Source organism: Streptomyces globosus (assembly GCF_003325375.1).
Lineage (GTDB): Bacteria > Actinomycetota > Actinomycetes > Streptomycetales > Streptomycetaceae > Streptomyces > Streptomyces globosus_A.
Window position 1 is genome coordinate 4,959,851 of record NZ_CP030862.1, and the last position, 13,104, is coordinate 4,972,954.

9 protein-coding genes and 1 pseudogene are annotated in these 13,104 nt (G+C 76.0%); 4 read left to right on the forward strand and 6 right to left on the reverse strand.

Going from position 1 to position 13,104, the window contains the following annotated elements:
* Nucleotides 1–158 precede the first annotated feature (158 nt).
* On the forward strand, nucleotides 159–1,268 hold the full coding sequence (locus C0216_RS22005) for a DUF5925 domain-containing protein (RefSeq protein ID WP_246042650.1): 1,110 nt from the start codon (nucleotides 159–161) through the stop codon (nucleotides 1,266–1,268).
* 8 nt (nucleotides 1,269–1,276) lie between these two features.
* On the opposite strand, the gene C0216_RS22010 is transcribed toward C0216_RS22005, so the two are convergent.
* Nucleotides 1,277–1,681: a GntR family transcriptional regulator gene (locus C0216_RS22010; protein WP_114056944.1), complete on the reverse strand. Its 405-nt coding sequence runs from the start codon at nucleotides 1,679–1,681 to the stop codon at nucleotides 1,277–1,279.
* Between the two features lie 52 nt (nucleotides 1,682–1,733).
* On the opposite strand from C0216_RS22010, the pseudogene C0216_RS34640 reads away from it, so the two are divergent.
* Nucleotides 1,734–2,663: pseudogene (locus C0216_RS34640) on the forward strand (N-acetyltransferase family protein); the annotation flags it as partial.
* A gap of 102 nt (nucleotides 2,664–2,765) precedes the next feature.
* Nucleotides 2,766–3,182, forward strand: coding sequence for a DUF402 domain-containing protein (locus C0216_RS34645; protein ID WP_281277973.1), 417 nt, complete (start codon nucleotides 2,766–2,768; stop codon nucleotides 3,180–3,182).
* Nucleotides 3,183–3,211: 29 nt separating this feature from the next.
* Here C0216_RS34645 and C0216_RS22020 read toward each other — a convergent pair whose 3' ends face one another.
* The 3 genes from C0216_RS22020 to C0216_RS22030 form a co-directional block, all read right to left on the reverse strand.
* Entirely contained in the window at nucleotides 3,212–4,081 is an 870-nt protein-coding gene (locus C0216_RS22020; protein ID WP_114056945.1) for an esterase/lipase family protein, read from the reverse strand.
* 165 nt (nucleotides 4,082–4,246) lie between these two features.
* Nucleotides 4,247–5,209 (reverse strand): DNA polymerase Y family protein, encoded by a 963-nt coding sequence (locus tag C0216_RS22025; protein ID WP_246042861.1) that lies wholly within the window; start codon nucleotides 5,207–5,209, stop codon nucleotides 4,247–4,249.
* A 143-nt stretch (nucleotides 5,210–5,352) separates the two neighbouring features.
* Complete coding sequence (locus C0216_RS22030; RefSeq protein ID WP_114056946.1) at nucleotides 5,353–8,877, reverse strand: DNA polymerase III subunit alpha; 3,525 nt, start codon at nucleotides 8,875–8,877, stop codon at nucleotides 5,353–5,355.
* Nucleotides 8,878–9,059: 182 nt separating this feature from the next.
* Here C0216_RS22030 and C0216_RS22035 point away from each other — a divergent pair, with 182 nt between their 5' ends.
* Complete coding sequence (locus C0216_RS22035) at nucleotides 9,060–10,148, forward strand: DUF3533 domain-containing protein (RefSeq protein ID WP_114056947.1); 1,089 nt, start codon at nucleotides 9,060–9,062, stop codon at nucleotides 10,146–10,148.
* Nucleotides 10,149–10,211: 63 nt separating this feature from the next.
* Here the strand turns inward: C0216_RS22035 and C0216_RS22040 are convergent, their stop codons facing one another.
* Both C0216_RS22040 and C0216_RS22045 read right to left on the reverse strand, forming a co-directional pair.
* Nucleotides 10,212–11,087 carry a S1 family peptidase gene (locus C0216_RS22040; RefSeq protein WP_114056948.1) on the reverse strand — a complete coding sequence of 292 codons (876 nt, stop codon included), beginning with the start codon at nucleotides 11,085–11,087 and terminating at the stop codon, nucleotides 10,212–10,214.
* Nucleotides 11,088–11,610: 523 nt separating this feature from the next.
* Nucleotides 11,611–12,861: a DUF5685 family protein gene (locus C0216_RS22045; protein ID WP_114056949.1), complete on the reverse strand. Its 1,251-nt coding sequence runs from the start codon at nucleotides 12,859–12,861 to the stop codon at nucleotides 11,611–11,613.
* Nucleotides 12,862–13,104 lie beyond the last annotated feature (243 nt).

The following is a 13,104-nucleotide window of genomic DNA, read 5'->3' on the forward strand; positions in this document are numbered from 1 at the left end:
CGCCGGACCTTCACCGCGCCGGGGTTTGGGGTGGAAGCCGGCAGGACAGGCCCAGGGTCTGTCCGGCGGATCAGGGCCGAACCCGGCCGCGATCCGCAGGACAGGCCCTGAGCCGTTCCGGCGAAACACCGGTGCGCCGCGACGGCTCGTGCCGGATCATGGGCGCCATGCCAGCCAACCCCCATGACTCCCTGCCGATCCGGCTCACCGTCGACGACAGCGACTCCCCGGCGGATGTCGTCGACGCGCTGTTCCTCGGCCGGTTCGCCTCCGGCGAGCAGCCCTACTCGCGCAGCGTGAGCATCGAGCGGGTGAAGGCCGAGGCGACGCTGCTGCCGCCCGGCGCCGCCGTGCTCCGCGCGGCGCGCGACTCCGACCGCAGCGCCGTCCTGGCGGAGGGCGACGGCTGGACGGTGCTCGTCTCCCGCTGGAGCCGCGGCGCGGACGTGACGGTGACCGCCGTCAGCGACGAGGTCGCCGAGGGCGTTCTCGGCGAGGCCGTCGAGGGCGCGCAGGACGAGCCGGAACCGCAGCCGGAGAACGTCACCATGGGCTTCTGGTACGTCTCACCGCGCCGCGGCCCCCACCGCACGACCCGTCAGATCTCCGCGGGGACCTGGGCGGAGGTCCGCCGGAACTACACGGCGCCGGTGGCGTCCGCCATGGACCGCCTGATGAAGGTGACCCCGGACGACATCACCGGGCGGCTCCTGCTGCTGCACGGTCCGCCGGGGACGGGGAAGACGTCCGCGCTGCGGACGCTGGCCCGGTCCTGGCGGGACTGGTGCCAGGTGGACTGCGTCCTCGACCCCGAGCGGCTCTTCAACGACATCGGCTACCTGATGGACATCGCCATCGGCGAGGACGACGGCTCGGCCCGGGGCCGGTGGCGGCTGCTCCTGCTGGAGGACTGCGACGAGCTGATCCGCGGCGAGGCCCGGCACACCGCCGGGCAGGCGCTGTCGCGGCTGCTGAACCTGACGGACGGCCTGCTGGGCCAGGGCCGCAACGTCCTCGTCGGGGTGACGACCAACGAGGACCTGGAGCGGCTGCACCCCGCCGTGGTCCGCCCCGGCCGCTGCCTGGCCCGCATCGAGGTCGGCCGGCTCACGCACGGCGAGTCCGCGGAATGGCTGGGCACGCAGGAGGACGTCCCCCGGGAGGGCGCGACGCTGGCGGAGCTGTACGCGCGCCTGCGCGGCACCGGCCCGGCGGGACCGCTGCTGCCGCCCCAGGGGCACACCGCGGAGGCAGGCCTGTATCTCTGAGGTCGTCGTCAGGCGTCGAAGCGGGCGCGGAGGGCGTCCAGGGCGGCGGCCGCCGCCTCCTCGAAGGTGAGGCCCAGGCGACGGGCGCGCTCGGCGTAGGCCTGGGCGGCGGCGGCCGCCTCCCGCGCGGCGGAGTCGGCGGCGGCCGCGACGAACGTGCCGTGCCGGCCCCGGGTCTCGACCACGCCGTCCGCCTCCAGGACCCGGTAGGCCTTCGCGACCGTGTTCGCGGCGAGCCCCAGCTCCTCGGCGAGGCCGCGAACCGTCGGCAGCTTGTGTCCGACCGGCAGCCGGCCCGCGAGCGCCGCGTCGGCGATCTGGGCGCGCAGCTGCTCGTACGGGGCGGGGGCGCCGGCCGAGCCGTCGATCCGGATGTTCAGGTTCGTCGAGGTCACGGGCCGATTCTCCCCCATCGGCCGTGATATTCGCAGGCGTCGGGCCGCACCCGGCGCCTACGGTCGGCCCATGACCGTCAAGATCCGTGATCTCCGCCCGCTCGATCCCGCCGACGTGGAGGCCGTCGTACGGGTGCGCCGTGCGGCGCTGCCGTTCATGATCTCCACCCCCGCCGGGGTCGCCTTCGAGCTGGCCTCCGCCCCCGCCGCGCGGCACGCGCGGATCCTCGTCGCCGAGGACGGCGCGGGGCTGGTGGTCGGGACGGCCCAGACCGGCATCGTCCACGACAGCGCCGAGCCGGGCCGGGCCTTCGTCAACGCCCAGGTGGACCCGGCGCACCGGCGCCGCGGGGCGGGGACGGCGCTGCTGCGCGCGGCCGAGAAGCACCTGGCCGCCTGCGGAGCCGCGGAGGTGTACGCCTGGGTGCTGGACGAGGAGCCGGCACGGGCGTTCGCCGAGCGGCACGGCTACCGGTCGGGCCGCTCCGCGCACTTCCTGCGCCTGGACCTGTCCGCGGCCGTACTGCCCCCGGCCCCCGCCGAACTGCCCGCGGGCGTCGAGCTGCGCCCCGGTTCGGCGTTCGCGGACGACCCGCGCCCGCTGTTCGAGGCGGACGCGGCGGCCTCCGCGGACGAGCCGGGCGACGTACCGCTGCTGCTGGAGGACTACGAGGACTGGCTGCGGACCGTCTGGCACGACCCGGAGCTCGACAGGGAGCTGACCTCGGTCGTGGTGGTGGACGGGGCCGTCGCCGCGTTCACCGCGGCCCGCACCGACGGGGCCGCGCGCTACGGCTCGGCGATGACCGGCACCGCGCAGGCCTTCCGCGGGCGGGGCCTGGCCAAACTCGCCAAGGCGGACTCGCTGCGCCGGGCCCGCGCGGCCGGCTACCGGGAGGCCTTCACCGGCAACGACACCGGGAACGGGCCGATGCTCGCCGTCAACGAGTGGTTCGGGTACGAGGTCTGCGCGACGGAGGTCCGCTACGCGAAGCCGCTGCCCGGCCCCGCGGACGGCCCCGCGGACGGGGGCGGCGCCGCGGAGGACGTGTCCGTGGCCCTCTCGAAGGCGGGCCGCACCAAGATCCGCTACCCGGCCCGGGTGCTGTCCGACGACGGCGACCGGATCACCGTCCGCGCCCGGTGGGCGGCCGACGGCGTCCGCGACTTCGGCTTCGTCCGCTTCGAGCCGGGCGACGTCTTCACCGAGCACTACTGGCGCTCGCGCTGGTACGCGGTGAAGGAGGTGCGCACCGGAGGCGGCGCCCTGAAGGGCTGGTACTGCGACATCACGCGCCCGGCGGCGGTCGCGGGCGGCGAGATCCGCGTCGAGGACCTCGACCTCGACCTGTGGGTCTCGGCGGACGCGTCGGCCGTCCTGCGCCTGGACGAGGACGAGTTCGCGGCGAGCGGGCTGGCCGCCCGCGATCCGGAGGCCGCCGCCGAGGCCGTCCGCGCGCTGGACGCCCTCGACCGGCAGGCCCGCACCGCGGAGGGCCTCCGCGCCCTGCTCCTCTGACCCGGACCGGCCGGCCCGCCGCGGGCGGCTCAGTCGAAGACCGAGGCGCAGGTGGTCGGTTCGGCGTTCGCCGGGTCGAGGGCGTTGAGCGCCTCGTGCCAGGCGATCCGGTCGGTGAGTGCGATGGTGAGGTGCTCGGAGAAGTCCAGGGGGCACAGGTCCTGGAGGACGACGTTGCGCACCTGGGACCCGGGGCCCTGGAGGAACCCGCTGCGGTAGGGGGTGACCACCTGGTCGTACCTGGTGGCGATCACCGTGTACCGGACGCCGGGCACGGTGTCGCCGGGCGCGTTGAGCTTGGCGAGGAAGGGCGATCCGGCGATCTGGTCGGCGAGCGCGGGCGTCTTCGTGCTGATCAGCTCCTCGGCGCCGGGGAAGTAGGGCAGCAGCTTGGTGAGCCCGCTCAGGGTGGTGCCGTGGTTGTCGGGGGCCAGGCCGACCAGGGCGTTGACCTTGTCGGCGCCGCCGAGGAACTTCAGGTAGTAGTTCGGCATCATGCCGCCCTGGGAGTGGCCGACGATGTCGACCTTCCGCGCCCCGGTCGCGCCGAGCACCCGGTCGACGTACGCGGAGAGCTGCTCGGCGGACTTGTCGACGGGGCCGAGCCCGTGGAAGAAGGGCACGCCGGGGAGCTGGCCGTAGTCGAGGGAGAAGACGCAGTACCCGCGGTGGACGAGGTAGGGGGCGAACCCGAGCCAGTTGTCGACGGAGTTGCCGAGGGTGCCGTGGACGAGGACGACGGGCCGGGGGTGGGCGGCGGAGGGCTTGCAGGAGAAGTCGTTCCAGCCGCGGCTGGGGCCGGTGGCGGCGGCCTGGGCGGTTCCGGAGGGGGCGGCGAGTGCGGCGGCGGTGAGGAGGAGGACGGCCAGCGGGCGGAGCAGGCGTCGCCAGGGCAGCATCAGGTGATCTCCTTGCGGGTCAAGGGGAAGAGACGTGGGGGTTCAATCCCGTGATCCGGATCACAAGGGGTGCTGCTCACGCCAAATTACGGGCGGGTAGCAATACAGGGAAGTTACGCGTCGGTAAAAAAATCAGGTGTCGACTGCGCCCCGACCGCTCCCCCGCTAGGCCGCGAGCGTGCCGCGAGCAATGGCGTGCGGACCGAAGCGCGCCCGCACCCGGTCGGCGACCGCCTCCAGACGCCGCGCCTTCTCGTCCTCGGGGTCGAAGCTCAGCTGGTGGGCCGCCCGGTCGGCCGGGGCGAGCTCCTCGACCCGCAGCGACAGCGCCCGTACGCGGGCCCGCTGGAGGCCGAGCGCCGCGTACAGGGCGTAGGCCGCGGCGGTCAAGTCGGCGGAGTGCGAGGTGGGTTCGGCCAGGGTCCTCGTACGGGTGAGGCCGGTGCGGTCGGCGCAGCGCACGGTGAGGGAGACGGCCCGGCAGACCTGTCCGCGGGCGCGGAGGAGCGCGCCGAGCTCCTCGGTCAGCGAGAGCAGCGCGCGGCGGTGCCGTACGGGGTCCAGCTCGTCGCGGGCGAAGGGCCGCTCGGCGGCCAGGGAGCGGGCCGCGGCGCCGGGCCGGACCGGGGTGCGGTCGATGCCGAGGGCGCGTTCGTGCACCTCGCGGCCGGCCCGGGCGCCGAGGAGGCGGCGCAGGAGGGCGGGCGGCGCGGCGGCGACGCGGCCGACCGAGTCGAGGCCGTACGCGCACAGGGTGCGGGCCGCCTTGGGGCCGACGCCGTGGAGGGCGGCGACGGGCCTGCGGTCCAGGAACTCCCGTACCGCGCCCGGGTCCGGGCCGACGCGGACGGTCCCCCCGCAGGGGGCCCCGGCGGCGGCCATCCGGGCCAGCATCGGGTTGCCTGCGATGCCGATCGCGCAGTCGACGCCGTACCGGGCGAGGGCGCGGACCCGTATCAGGGCGGCCAGTTCGGGGGCGCTGCGGCCGAAGTAGCGCAGGGCGCCGCGGACGTCGAGGAGCGCGGTGTCGGGCGGGGCCGGCTGCACGAGGGGGGTGAGCTCGCCGAGCAGTTCGAGCAGGCCGGTGTAGAGCGGGGCGCCGAGCGGCTCCCCGTCCAGCCGGCGCATGCGGACGCACAGCACGGTGGCGCCGGCGGCGGGCTCCGGGCCGGCTGCGGGCGCGGGCCCGGCGGCCGGCTGCCCGGCCACCCCGCGCTGCCCGGTCATCCCGCGCCCGGTCATCCCGCGCTGCCCGGTCACCCCGCGCCCGGTCATCCCGCGCTCCCCGGGCTCGCGTGCCACAGCCGGCGCCCCGTCGCCGCGCCCTCCCCGGCCGGCCGGAGGTCCGCCCACGGGTTCATCTCGTAGCCCGTGGGCAGGTGGACCCGGCGGCCGCCGGAGGGGTCGGCGCCGGCCTCCCCGCCGGCGGGCGGGCCGGCGGGCTCGGCGAGCCGCTGCGCGACGGCGTCCAGCCCGCCGGCCTCGCGCAGTTCGACCAGTTCGGCCAGGTTCCAGGCGGCCGAGGCGACCACGCTCAGGCTCTGCGGGCCGCGGCGCTGCACGACGCCTCTGACCAGCAGCAGGAACGAGTGGAAGACGGTGTGCGCGCACGCCTCGTGGCTGTCGTCGAAGAAGGCCAGGTCGACCAGGCCGGTCCCGTCGTCGAGGGTGCTGAAGATGACCCGCCGGCCGGACCGGATCGGCGGGGTCTGGGTGGCCGCCTTGGCGCCCGCGACCAGGACCGTCCGGCCGTGCCCGACCTCGCGCAGCCGGTCGGCGGGGACGACGCCCAGCTCCGCCAGGAAGGCGCGGTGGTCCCCCATCAGGTGGCGGGAGGCGTCCATGCCGAGGACGCCCAGTTCGGCGCTGAGCCGCTCCGCGTCGGTCAGGTCGGGCAGGCCGACCGCGGCCGTGGACCGGCCGCCGTCCAGTGGGAGCTGGGCGCTGCGGGGGCCGCCGCCGCGGGCTCCGGCGGCCCGCTGCGCGCCGTGCAGTTCGGACAGGTGCAGCAGGAGGTCGCGCCGGTTGGCGCCGAAGGAGTCCAGGGCGCCGACCTGGGCCAGGCGCTGGGCGACGGGGTGGCCGGGGTGCGCCCGCTCCCAGAAGTCGCGCAGCGACCCGTACGGCTGCCCCGCCTCGATCCGGGCCGCCTCCGCTCCGCTGATGCCGTGGACGTCGCCGAGGGCGAGCCGGAGCCCCCACACCGGCGGGCCACCCCCCTGATCGGACACCAGTTCGATGCGATGGGCGGCCGCCGAGCGGTTCACGTCCAGGGGCAGCACCGGCACGCCCCGCCGCCGGGCGTCGGCGAGGAGCAGCCGCTTGGGGTACATGCCCGGGTCGTGGGTGAGCAGCCCGGCGTAGAAGGCGGCCGGGTGATGGGCCTTGAGCCACGCCGACTGGTACGTCGGCACCGCGAAGGCCACGGCGTGCGCCTTGCAGAAGCCGTAGCTGCCGAACGCCTCGACGATCTCCCAGGTGCGGGCGATCACCTCGGGCGGGTAGCCCCGCTCGGCGGCCTTCGCCGCGAACCACGCCTTGATCCGCGGCTGGGACTCCGCGTCGGAGAGCCCGCGCCGCACGCGGTCCGCCTCGTCCCGCCCGCAGCCGGTCATGACGTGCACGATCTCGATGACCTGCTCGTGGAAGACCACCACCCCGTACGTCTCCGCCAGCGCGGGCTCCAGGTGCGGGTGCGGGAAGCGGACCGGGGCCCGCCCGTGCCGGGCCTCGATGAACGGCCGGACCATGTCGGCGGCGACCGGGCCGGGCCGGAAGAGGGAGATGTCCACGACGAGGTCGTGGAAGGTCGACGGCTGGAGCCGGCCCACCAGGTCGCGCTGGCCCGGGGATTCGATCTGGAAGCAGCCCAGGGTCTCGGCGGAGCGGATGAGCTCGTACGTCGCCGGGTCGCCCGGCGGGACCTGCGCCGGGTCGTCCAGGTCGAGCTCCTTCCCCGTGGCCCGCCGGATCTCGGCCACGGCGTGCGCCATCGCGGACTGCATTCGCACGCCGAGCACGTCGAGCTTGAGCAGGCCGAGCTCCTCCACGTCGTCCTTGTCGAACTGGGACATGGGGAAGCCCTCGCCGCTGGTGGGCACCACGGGGGTGCGGGCGAGCAGGGAGGCGTCGGAGAGCAGCACCCCGCACGGGTGCATGGCGATCCCGCGGGGCAGTGCGTCCAGCGCCTCGACGAGCTCCCACAGCCGTCCGTGCCGCTCCTCGCGGACGGCGCGCAGTTCGGGGAGTTCGGCCAGGGCCGCGCGGGCGTCGCGGGCGCGGATGTGCGGGAAGGCCTTGGCGAGGCGGTCGACCTCGGCCGGGTCCATGGACAGAGCGGCGCCCACGTCGCGGATGGCATGCCGGACGCGGTAGGTCTCGGGCATGGCGACGGTCGCGACGCGCTCGGCGCCGAACCGGTCGATGATGCGCCGGTAGACCCCCAGGCGGCGGGCGGACTCCACGTCGATGTCGATGTCGGGCAGGACGCGGCGGCGCCGGGAGAGGAACCGCTCCATCAGCAGGTTCTGCTCGACGGGGTCGGCGTGGGCGATCCCGAGGAGGTGGTTGACGAGGGAGCCGGCACCGGATCCGCGGGCGGCGGTGCGGATGCCCATCCCGCGTACGTCGTCGACGACCTGGGCCACCGTCAGGAAGTACGGGGCGAAGCCGTGGTAGGCGATGATGTCGAGCTCGTGGTGCATCCGCTCCCAGTACGCGGGCTTGCCGGCGTAGCCGCGCAGCACCATGCCGGCGGCGGCCCGCGAGGCGAGGACCCGCTGGGCGGTGCGGTCGCCGGCGCCGACGAGGCGGGCCTCGGGGAAGTGCACGGAGCCGATGCCGAGGTCGTCCTCGGGGTCCACCGCGCACGCCTCGGCGGTGTGCCGGGTCTCCGCGAGGAGCCGGCGGGCGTCGCCCGGCCCGAGGCCGGCGGCCCGGGTGATCCGCTCGGCGGCGTCGGCCATGGCGGCCGGGTCCTTCAGCCAGCGCTCGCCGCCGTCGAGGGGGCCCCGCGGGTCGACCGGTACCAGGCGGCGGGCCGCGTCGAGGATGTCGGCGACCGGCCCCTGCCCCGGGTCGGCGTAGCGGACGGCGTTGGTGAGGACGGCGCGCACGCCCTGTTCGGCGGCGAAGCCGACGGTACGGGCGGCCAGCCGCAGCGAGCCGGGCCCGGTGCCGGTGCGGCCGTGGTGCACGGCCTCCAGGCGCAGGGCGTCCCCGTACGCCTCCCGCCAGGGCGCGAGCAGCCGCGCGGCCCGGTCGGGCCGGCCGGCGGCCAGGGCTCGGCCGACCTCGGAGCCGGGTCCGAGCAGGGCGAACACGCCGGTGCCGGGCAGCTCCGCCCAGGGCAGTACGGGCGGGCCGGACGGGGCGGCGGCTCCGGGGGCGCCCGCGTGGGCGGCGGTGACCATCCGGCACAGCTCCGCCCAGCCGGCGGCGCCGTCGCGGGCGAGGAAGACGGCCCGGGGGGCGGACTCGTCGACGAAGGCCCCGCCCTTGGCGGGGGTCCGCCGGCGGTGGGACGCCTCCGCGGCCCGCCCGGCGGAAGCAGAGGCGGAAGCGGTACCCGGGGCAGGGGCGGCGGCCACGGCGAGGTCCACCCCGAACAGCGGCCGGACCCCGGCCCTGGCGCAGGCCTTCGCGAACCGCACCGCGCCCGCGAGGGTGTCGCGGTCGGTCAGGGCGAGGGCGTCCATGCCCCGCTCCGCGGCACGCTCCGCGAGCCGTTCCGGATGGGAGCCTCCGTAGCGCATGGAGAACCCCGAAACGGTGTGCAGATGCGTGAACCCTGGCACCCGCGCCTCCTGCTCTCCTCGGTGTCACCTCCCCCGCTCTCCACCATAAGGCAATTCGAATACCCGTGCGAAACAGTTGTTCGATCATCCGGCGACCCGCCCCCTCGCCCTTCCGTTTCCGCCGTCACCCGTTCAGCGCTCCCCTGCTGCGCTCCCCCTCCTGCCCGCCGAGCGTGTGAAACATGACCCAGAGCACCGAAGAGAGCCGTGGCGCCCCCGCGCCCGGCGGGTTCGCCGCCGAGATCAAGGACGCGGTGACCGCCCGGGCCGCCCTGCTGGTGCTGGGTGTGCTGGCGCTCCAGCTCGCCTTCGCCGTCTCGTACCTCGGGGCCTTCCACGACCCCCGGCCCAGCGGGATCCGCCTCGCCGTCGCCGCCCCCTCCGCGCCGGCCGCCGAGGAGACCGCGCGGCAGCTCGACGGCCTGGAGGGCGACCCGCTCGACGCGCACGCGGTGTCCGGCGAGGCGGCCGCGCTCCGCGAGGTCCGCACCCGCGAGGCCGACGGCGCGCTGATCGTCCGGCCGGGCGGCGGGCCCGACCGGCTGCTGGTCGCGAGCGGCGCCGGCGCCTCCCTCTCCCAGGCCCTGGAGCAGGTCGTCGGCCTCGCCGAGGAGTCCCGGGGCCGCACCCTCCAGGTCGTCGACGCCGTCCCCGCCGACGCGGGCGACGCCCGGGGCCTGAGCTCCTTCTACCTCGTCGTCGGCTGGTGCGTGGGCGGCTACCTGTGCGCGGCGGCCCTCGCGGTCAGCGCCGGCGCCCGCCCCGCGAACACCGCCCGCGCCGCGGTCCGGCTCGGCGCGCTGCTCGTGTACGCGGCCGTCGCCGGGCTGCTCGGCGCGGTGGTCGCGGGCCCGGTGCTGGGGGCGCTGCCCGGCGGGACGGCCGCCCTGTGGGGGCTGGGCACGATGGTCGTCTTCGCGGTCGGCGCGATCACCCTGGCCCTGCAGGGGCTGGCCGGGGTGGTCGGCATCGGCCTGGCGATCCTGCTGGTGGTGGTCGTCGGCAACCCGAGCGCGGGCGGCGCCTACGCGTACGCGCTGCTGCCGCCGTTCTGGCAGGCCGTCGGCCCGGCCCTGCCGCCGGGCGCGGGGACGTACGCGGCGCGCTCGCTCGCGTACTTCGACGGCCACGGCACGGCCGGGCCGCTGCTGGTGCTGGCCGCCTGGGCGGTGGGCGGCGCGGCCGTCACCCTGGCCTGCGCCGCCTTCCGCAGGGGCCGCCCCGGAGCCCCCGTCGGCAGCGGCCTCCCCGAGGAGCGGGTCGCCGCCTGAGCGGCGCACGCAGCGGCCCGCCCGGGGTCCGGGGCCCGGGCGGGCCGCTGCGCTCCTGCCGGGTCAGTAGACGCTGACCCCGTAGGCGTTCAGGGCCTCGACGACCGGCTGGAAGAAGGTCGTCCCGCCCGAGGAGCAGTTGCCGCTGCCGCCGGAGGTGAGGCCGACCGCACGGGTGCCGGAGTACAGGGGGCCGCCGCTGTCGCCGGGCTCGGCGCACACGTTGGTGCGGATCATGCCGTAGACGATGTCGCCGTTGCCGTAGTTCACGGTGGCGTTCAGGCCGGTCACGGTGCCGCTGTGGGTGCCGGTGGTGGAGCCGCGGCGGGTCACCGACATCCCGACGGTGGCGTTGACGGCGCTGGTGATGTCCTGGCTGCCGACGGTCCCGGGGCGGGACAGCGAGGTGTTGTCGTAGCGGACGAGGCCGTAGTCGTTGGTGGGGAAGCTCGATCCCACGGTCGGGCCGATCGCCGTGGTGCGCGCCGAGTTCGTGTACCAGGTGCCCGCGCCGTCGGTGCAGTGGCCGGCGGTCAGGATGTAGTAGGTGCTGCCGCGGCGGACGTTGAAGCCGGCCGAGCAGCGCCAGCTCGACGCGTAGATCGCGTCGCCGCCGGAGACCAGCTTGCGCAGCTGGCCGGGGATGCGCTCGACGCGCAGGGCGGCCGCGTCGGCTCCGGCCTCCTTGCGGATCCTGGCGAGGTCCGCCTCGGTGACCGTGGAGTCGGCGGCGACCACCAGGGTGCCGTTGGCGGGGTTGGTGTACCAGGCAGTGCCGGCGACGTCGGCCCGCTGGACGGAGGCGCCTGCCGCCGCGAGCCGCGCGGCGCTGAAGCCGCTGTCCGCGCTGGCGGCGGTGGGCGCGGCGAGCCCGGCGACGGCAGCCAGGCCTGCGGCCACCGCGAGCAGCCGGGTACGGGTGATGCTCTTGATCCTCACTTCTCGTCCTCCCGGGAGGGATCGGGGGCCCGGCGGTGTGGGGGAGCCGGAGCCCGTGAGGCGCAGCCGGGGGTACGGCGGGCGCACAGTTTTCGTCGTGCCCCTGACAAATCCCCGAGTGGCGCTGACGCGAGTGTCTCGGCGCCGGAAAGCGGGGACAAGGGCGTGTTTCGGCCTCCGCCCGCCCGCGGCCGCCCCGGTCGGCGGGGGGCCGCCCGGCGGTGGGAGCGGGCGGAAGACGTGGTCGGCGGAGCCGGGAAGCGGCAGCGGCGTCCGGTCGCGGCCCCCCTCGGCGCAGCGGCCGCCCCCGGACCGCGGAACGGCCGGAATTCGACCCGCCGGGACAGCCGGCGGGTCGGCGGGGGTACCGGGCGGGCGCCGGTGGGGGTTCGCGTCATGTACGGCAGTCCGCCTCGGGGTCGGGTGCGTGATCGCTGGTGTCGCCAACCCTTCCACGCCCGGCCCGGACGGCAACCCGGCAGTACGCCGTCCGGGCCTGCGGCCTCTTGACGGCTGCTCAGTATCAGCTGCACCCGCAGTCGCAGTTGCAGCAGTCACAGCAATCACAGCTGTCGCACCAGGGGTCCCGCTTCTTGCGGGACCAGGGGCCCTCGTGCTCGGTACAGCACAGCTGGCAGGTGCAGAACATCCATGTGGCGACCGCGCAGCCGGCGAGCAGCCCGCGCCGCGGCTTCTGCGGCGGCTGCCCGCCGCGGCCCGGTCCGCCCGTCGGCGGTATCCCGGGCCCCCCGCCGTAGGGCCCCCCGCCGTACGGCCCGCCGCCCTGCGGCCCGCCGCCGTACGGGTTCCCCGGCCCGCCGCCGTACGGGTTCCCCTGGCCCGGCCCGAAGCCCTGCGGCGGCGGCGCGCCGAAGCCGCCGCCCCGGCCGGCGGAGTTCACGGCCGTGTGCCCGCAGGAGGAGGTGCCGAAGGCGCGGTCCACGGAGCTCCGCAGCTCGTGCACCAGCAGCCGGTGGGCCAGCCCGGCGTCCGCGAACTCCACCTCGTCCAGCGCGAGCCGGATGCCGTGCAGGGCGTCGTCGCACAGCCGGCGCGCCTCGGCGAGCGGGGTCCCGGTCGCCGTCAGCGGGTTCCAGGCGCCGTTCACGGCGTCCTCGGCCTGGTCCTCGACCGCGTCCAGCAGGTGCGCAAGCCGGCCGAAGTACCGGCCGGCCTCGGCGAGCGGGGCGGCGTTGCCGGGCCGCCCGGCCAGCCGTGCGGTATGCGCGAACGCCGCGGCCGTCGCCGTCTCCGTCGGCTCGGTCACCGCCAGCACCGGCGTGCCCGGACCGGCCAGGGTCTCGATGCCGGTCTGCCGGTCCACGGCGTCGACGAGGACGGCGGTGTCGAAGCCCAGCGAGGCTCCGGTGCGGGCGCCCGCCCGGTCCCAGCGCCGGGCCACCCGGCGGGCGGCCGCGGCCATCGGCGCGCGGGCCAACAGCCCGTCGCCGTCCGCGACGTGGTCCCGCACCTTCGCCGAGGCGAGCACGAGCGAGACGGCCGCGGCGAGCCGCGCGCCCTCGCCGTCGGCCACGGCAGCCGTCCGCATCCCGCGCAGCGGGCACGGACCCGCGGTGCGCCGGGCGCCGGCGACGGGGCCCGACTGAGCCTCCGTCAGAACCGATATGAGAAGCCCGTCGTAATTGGTCACGATACGGGCGAACTGCCCGTGGTCACCCCTGAGCGCCAGGCAGAGCCCGCACAGGTGGGCTGTCCACTCCGCCTTGAACCGCTCCCCGAGGCGGTGCGCACAAGGTCTGACGATGCCGAACAATACGGGCCCCCCGAGTGTCATCCGCGGAAAGATGGGCATCGTATCCAGCCAGATCAGTCACCCGTACGCCCCCGCCGACCACCCGCGCGGCCGCACCGGTCGTATTTTCACTCGGTCAGCAGTGGCGCCGCCCAGGATCCTCGACAGTGCAACGGATGTTCTGCACCAGTACCGTCACGAAACAACTTCGCGGCGGCCATCCGCTTGGCGCGTTGTCAGCATCATGGAGGACCATAGGGGTTG

Excerpts from the sequence above, each read along its gene's own strand:
- C0216_RS22035 (WP_114056947.1), top strand. The coding sequence starts at position 9,060 with ATGACCCAGAGCACCGAAGAGAGCCGTGGCGCCCCCGCGCCCGGCGGG.
- C0216_RS22020 (WP_114056945.1), bottom strand. The coding sequence starts at position 4,081 with ATGCTGCCCTGGCGACGCCTGCTCCGCCCGCTGGCCGTCCTCCTCCTC.
- C0216_RS22010 (WP_114056944.1), bottom strand. The coding sequence starts at position 1,681 with ATGGGGGAGAATCGGCCCGTGACCTCGACGAACCTGAACATCCGGATC.
- C0216_RS22025 (WP_246042861.1), bottom strand. The coding sequence starts at position 5,209 with ATGCGCCGGCTGGACGGGGAGCCGCTCGGCGCCCCGCTCTACACCGGC.
- C0216_RS22005 (WP_246042650.1), top strand. The coding sequence starts at position 159 with ATGGGCGCCATGCCAGCCAACCCCCATGACTCCCTGCCGATCCGGCTC.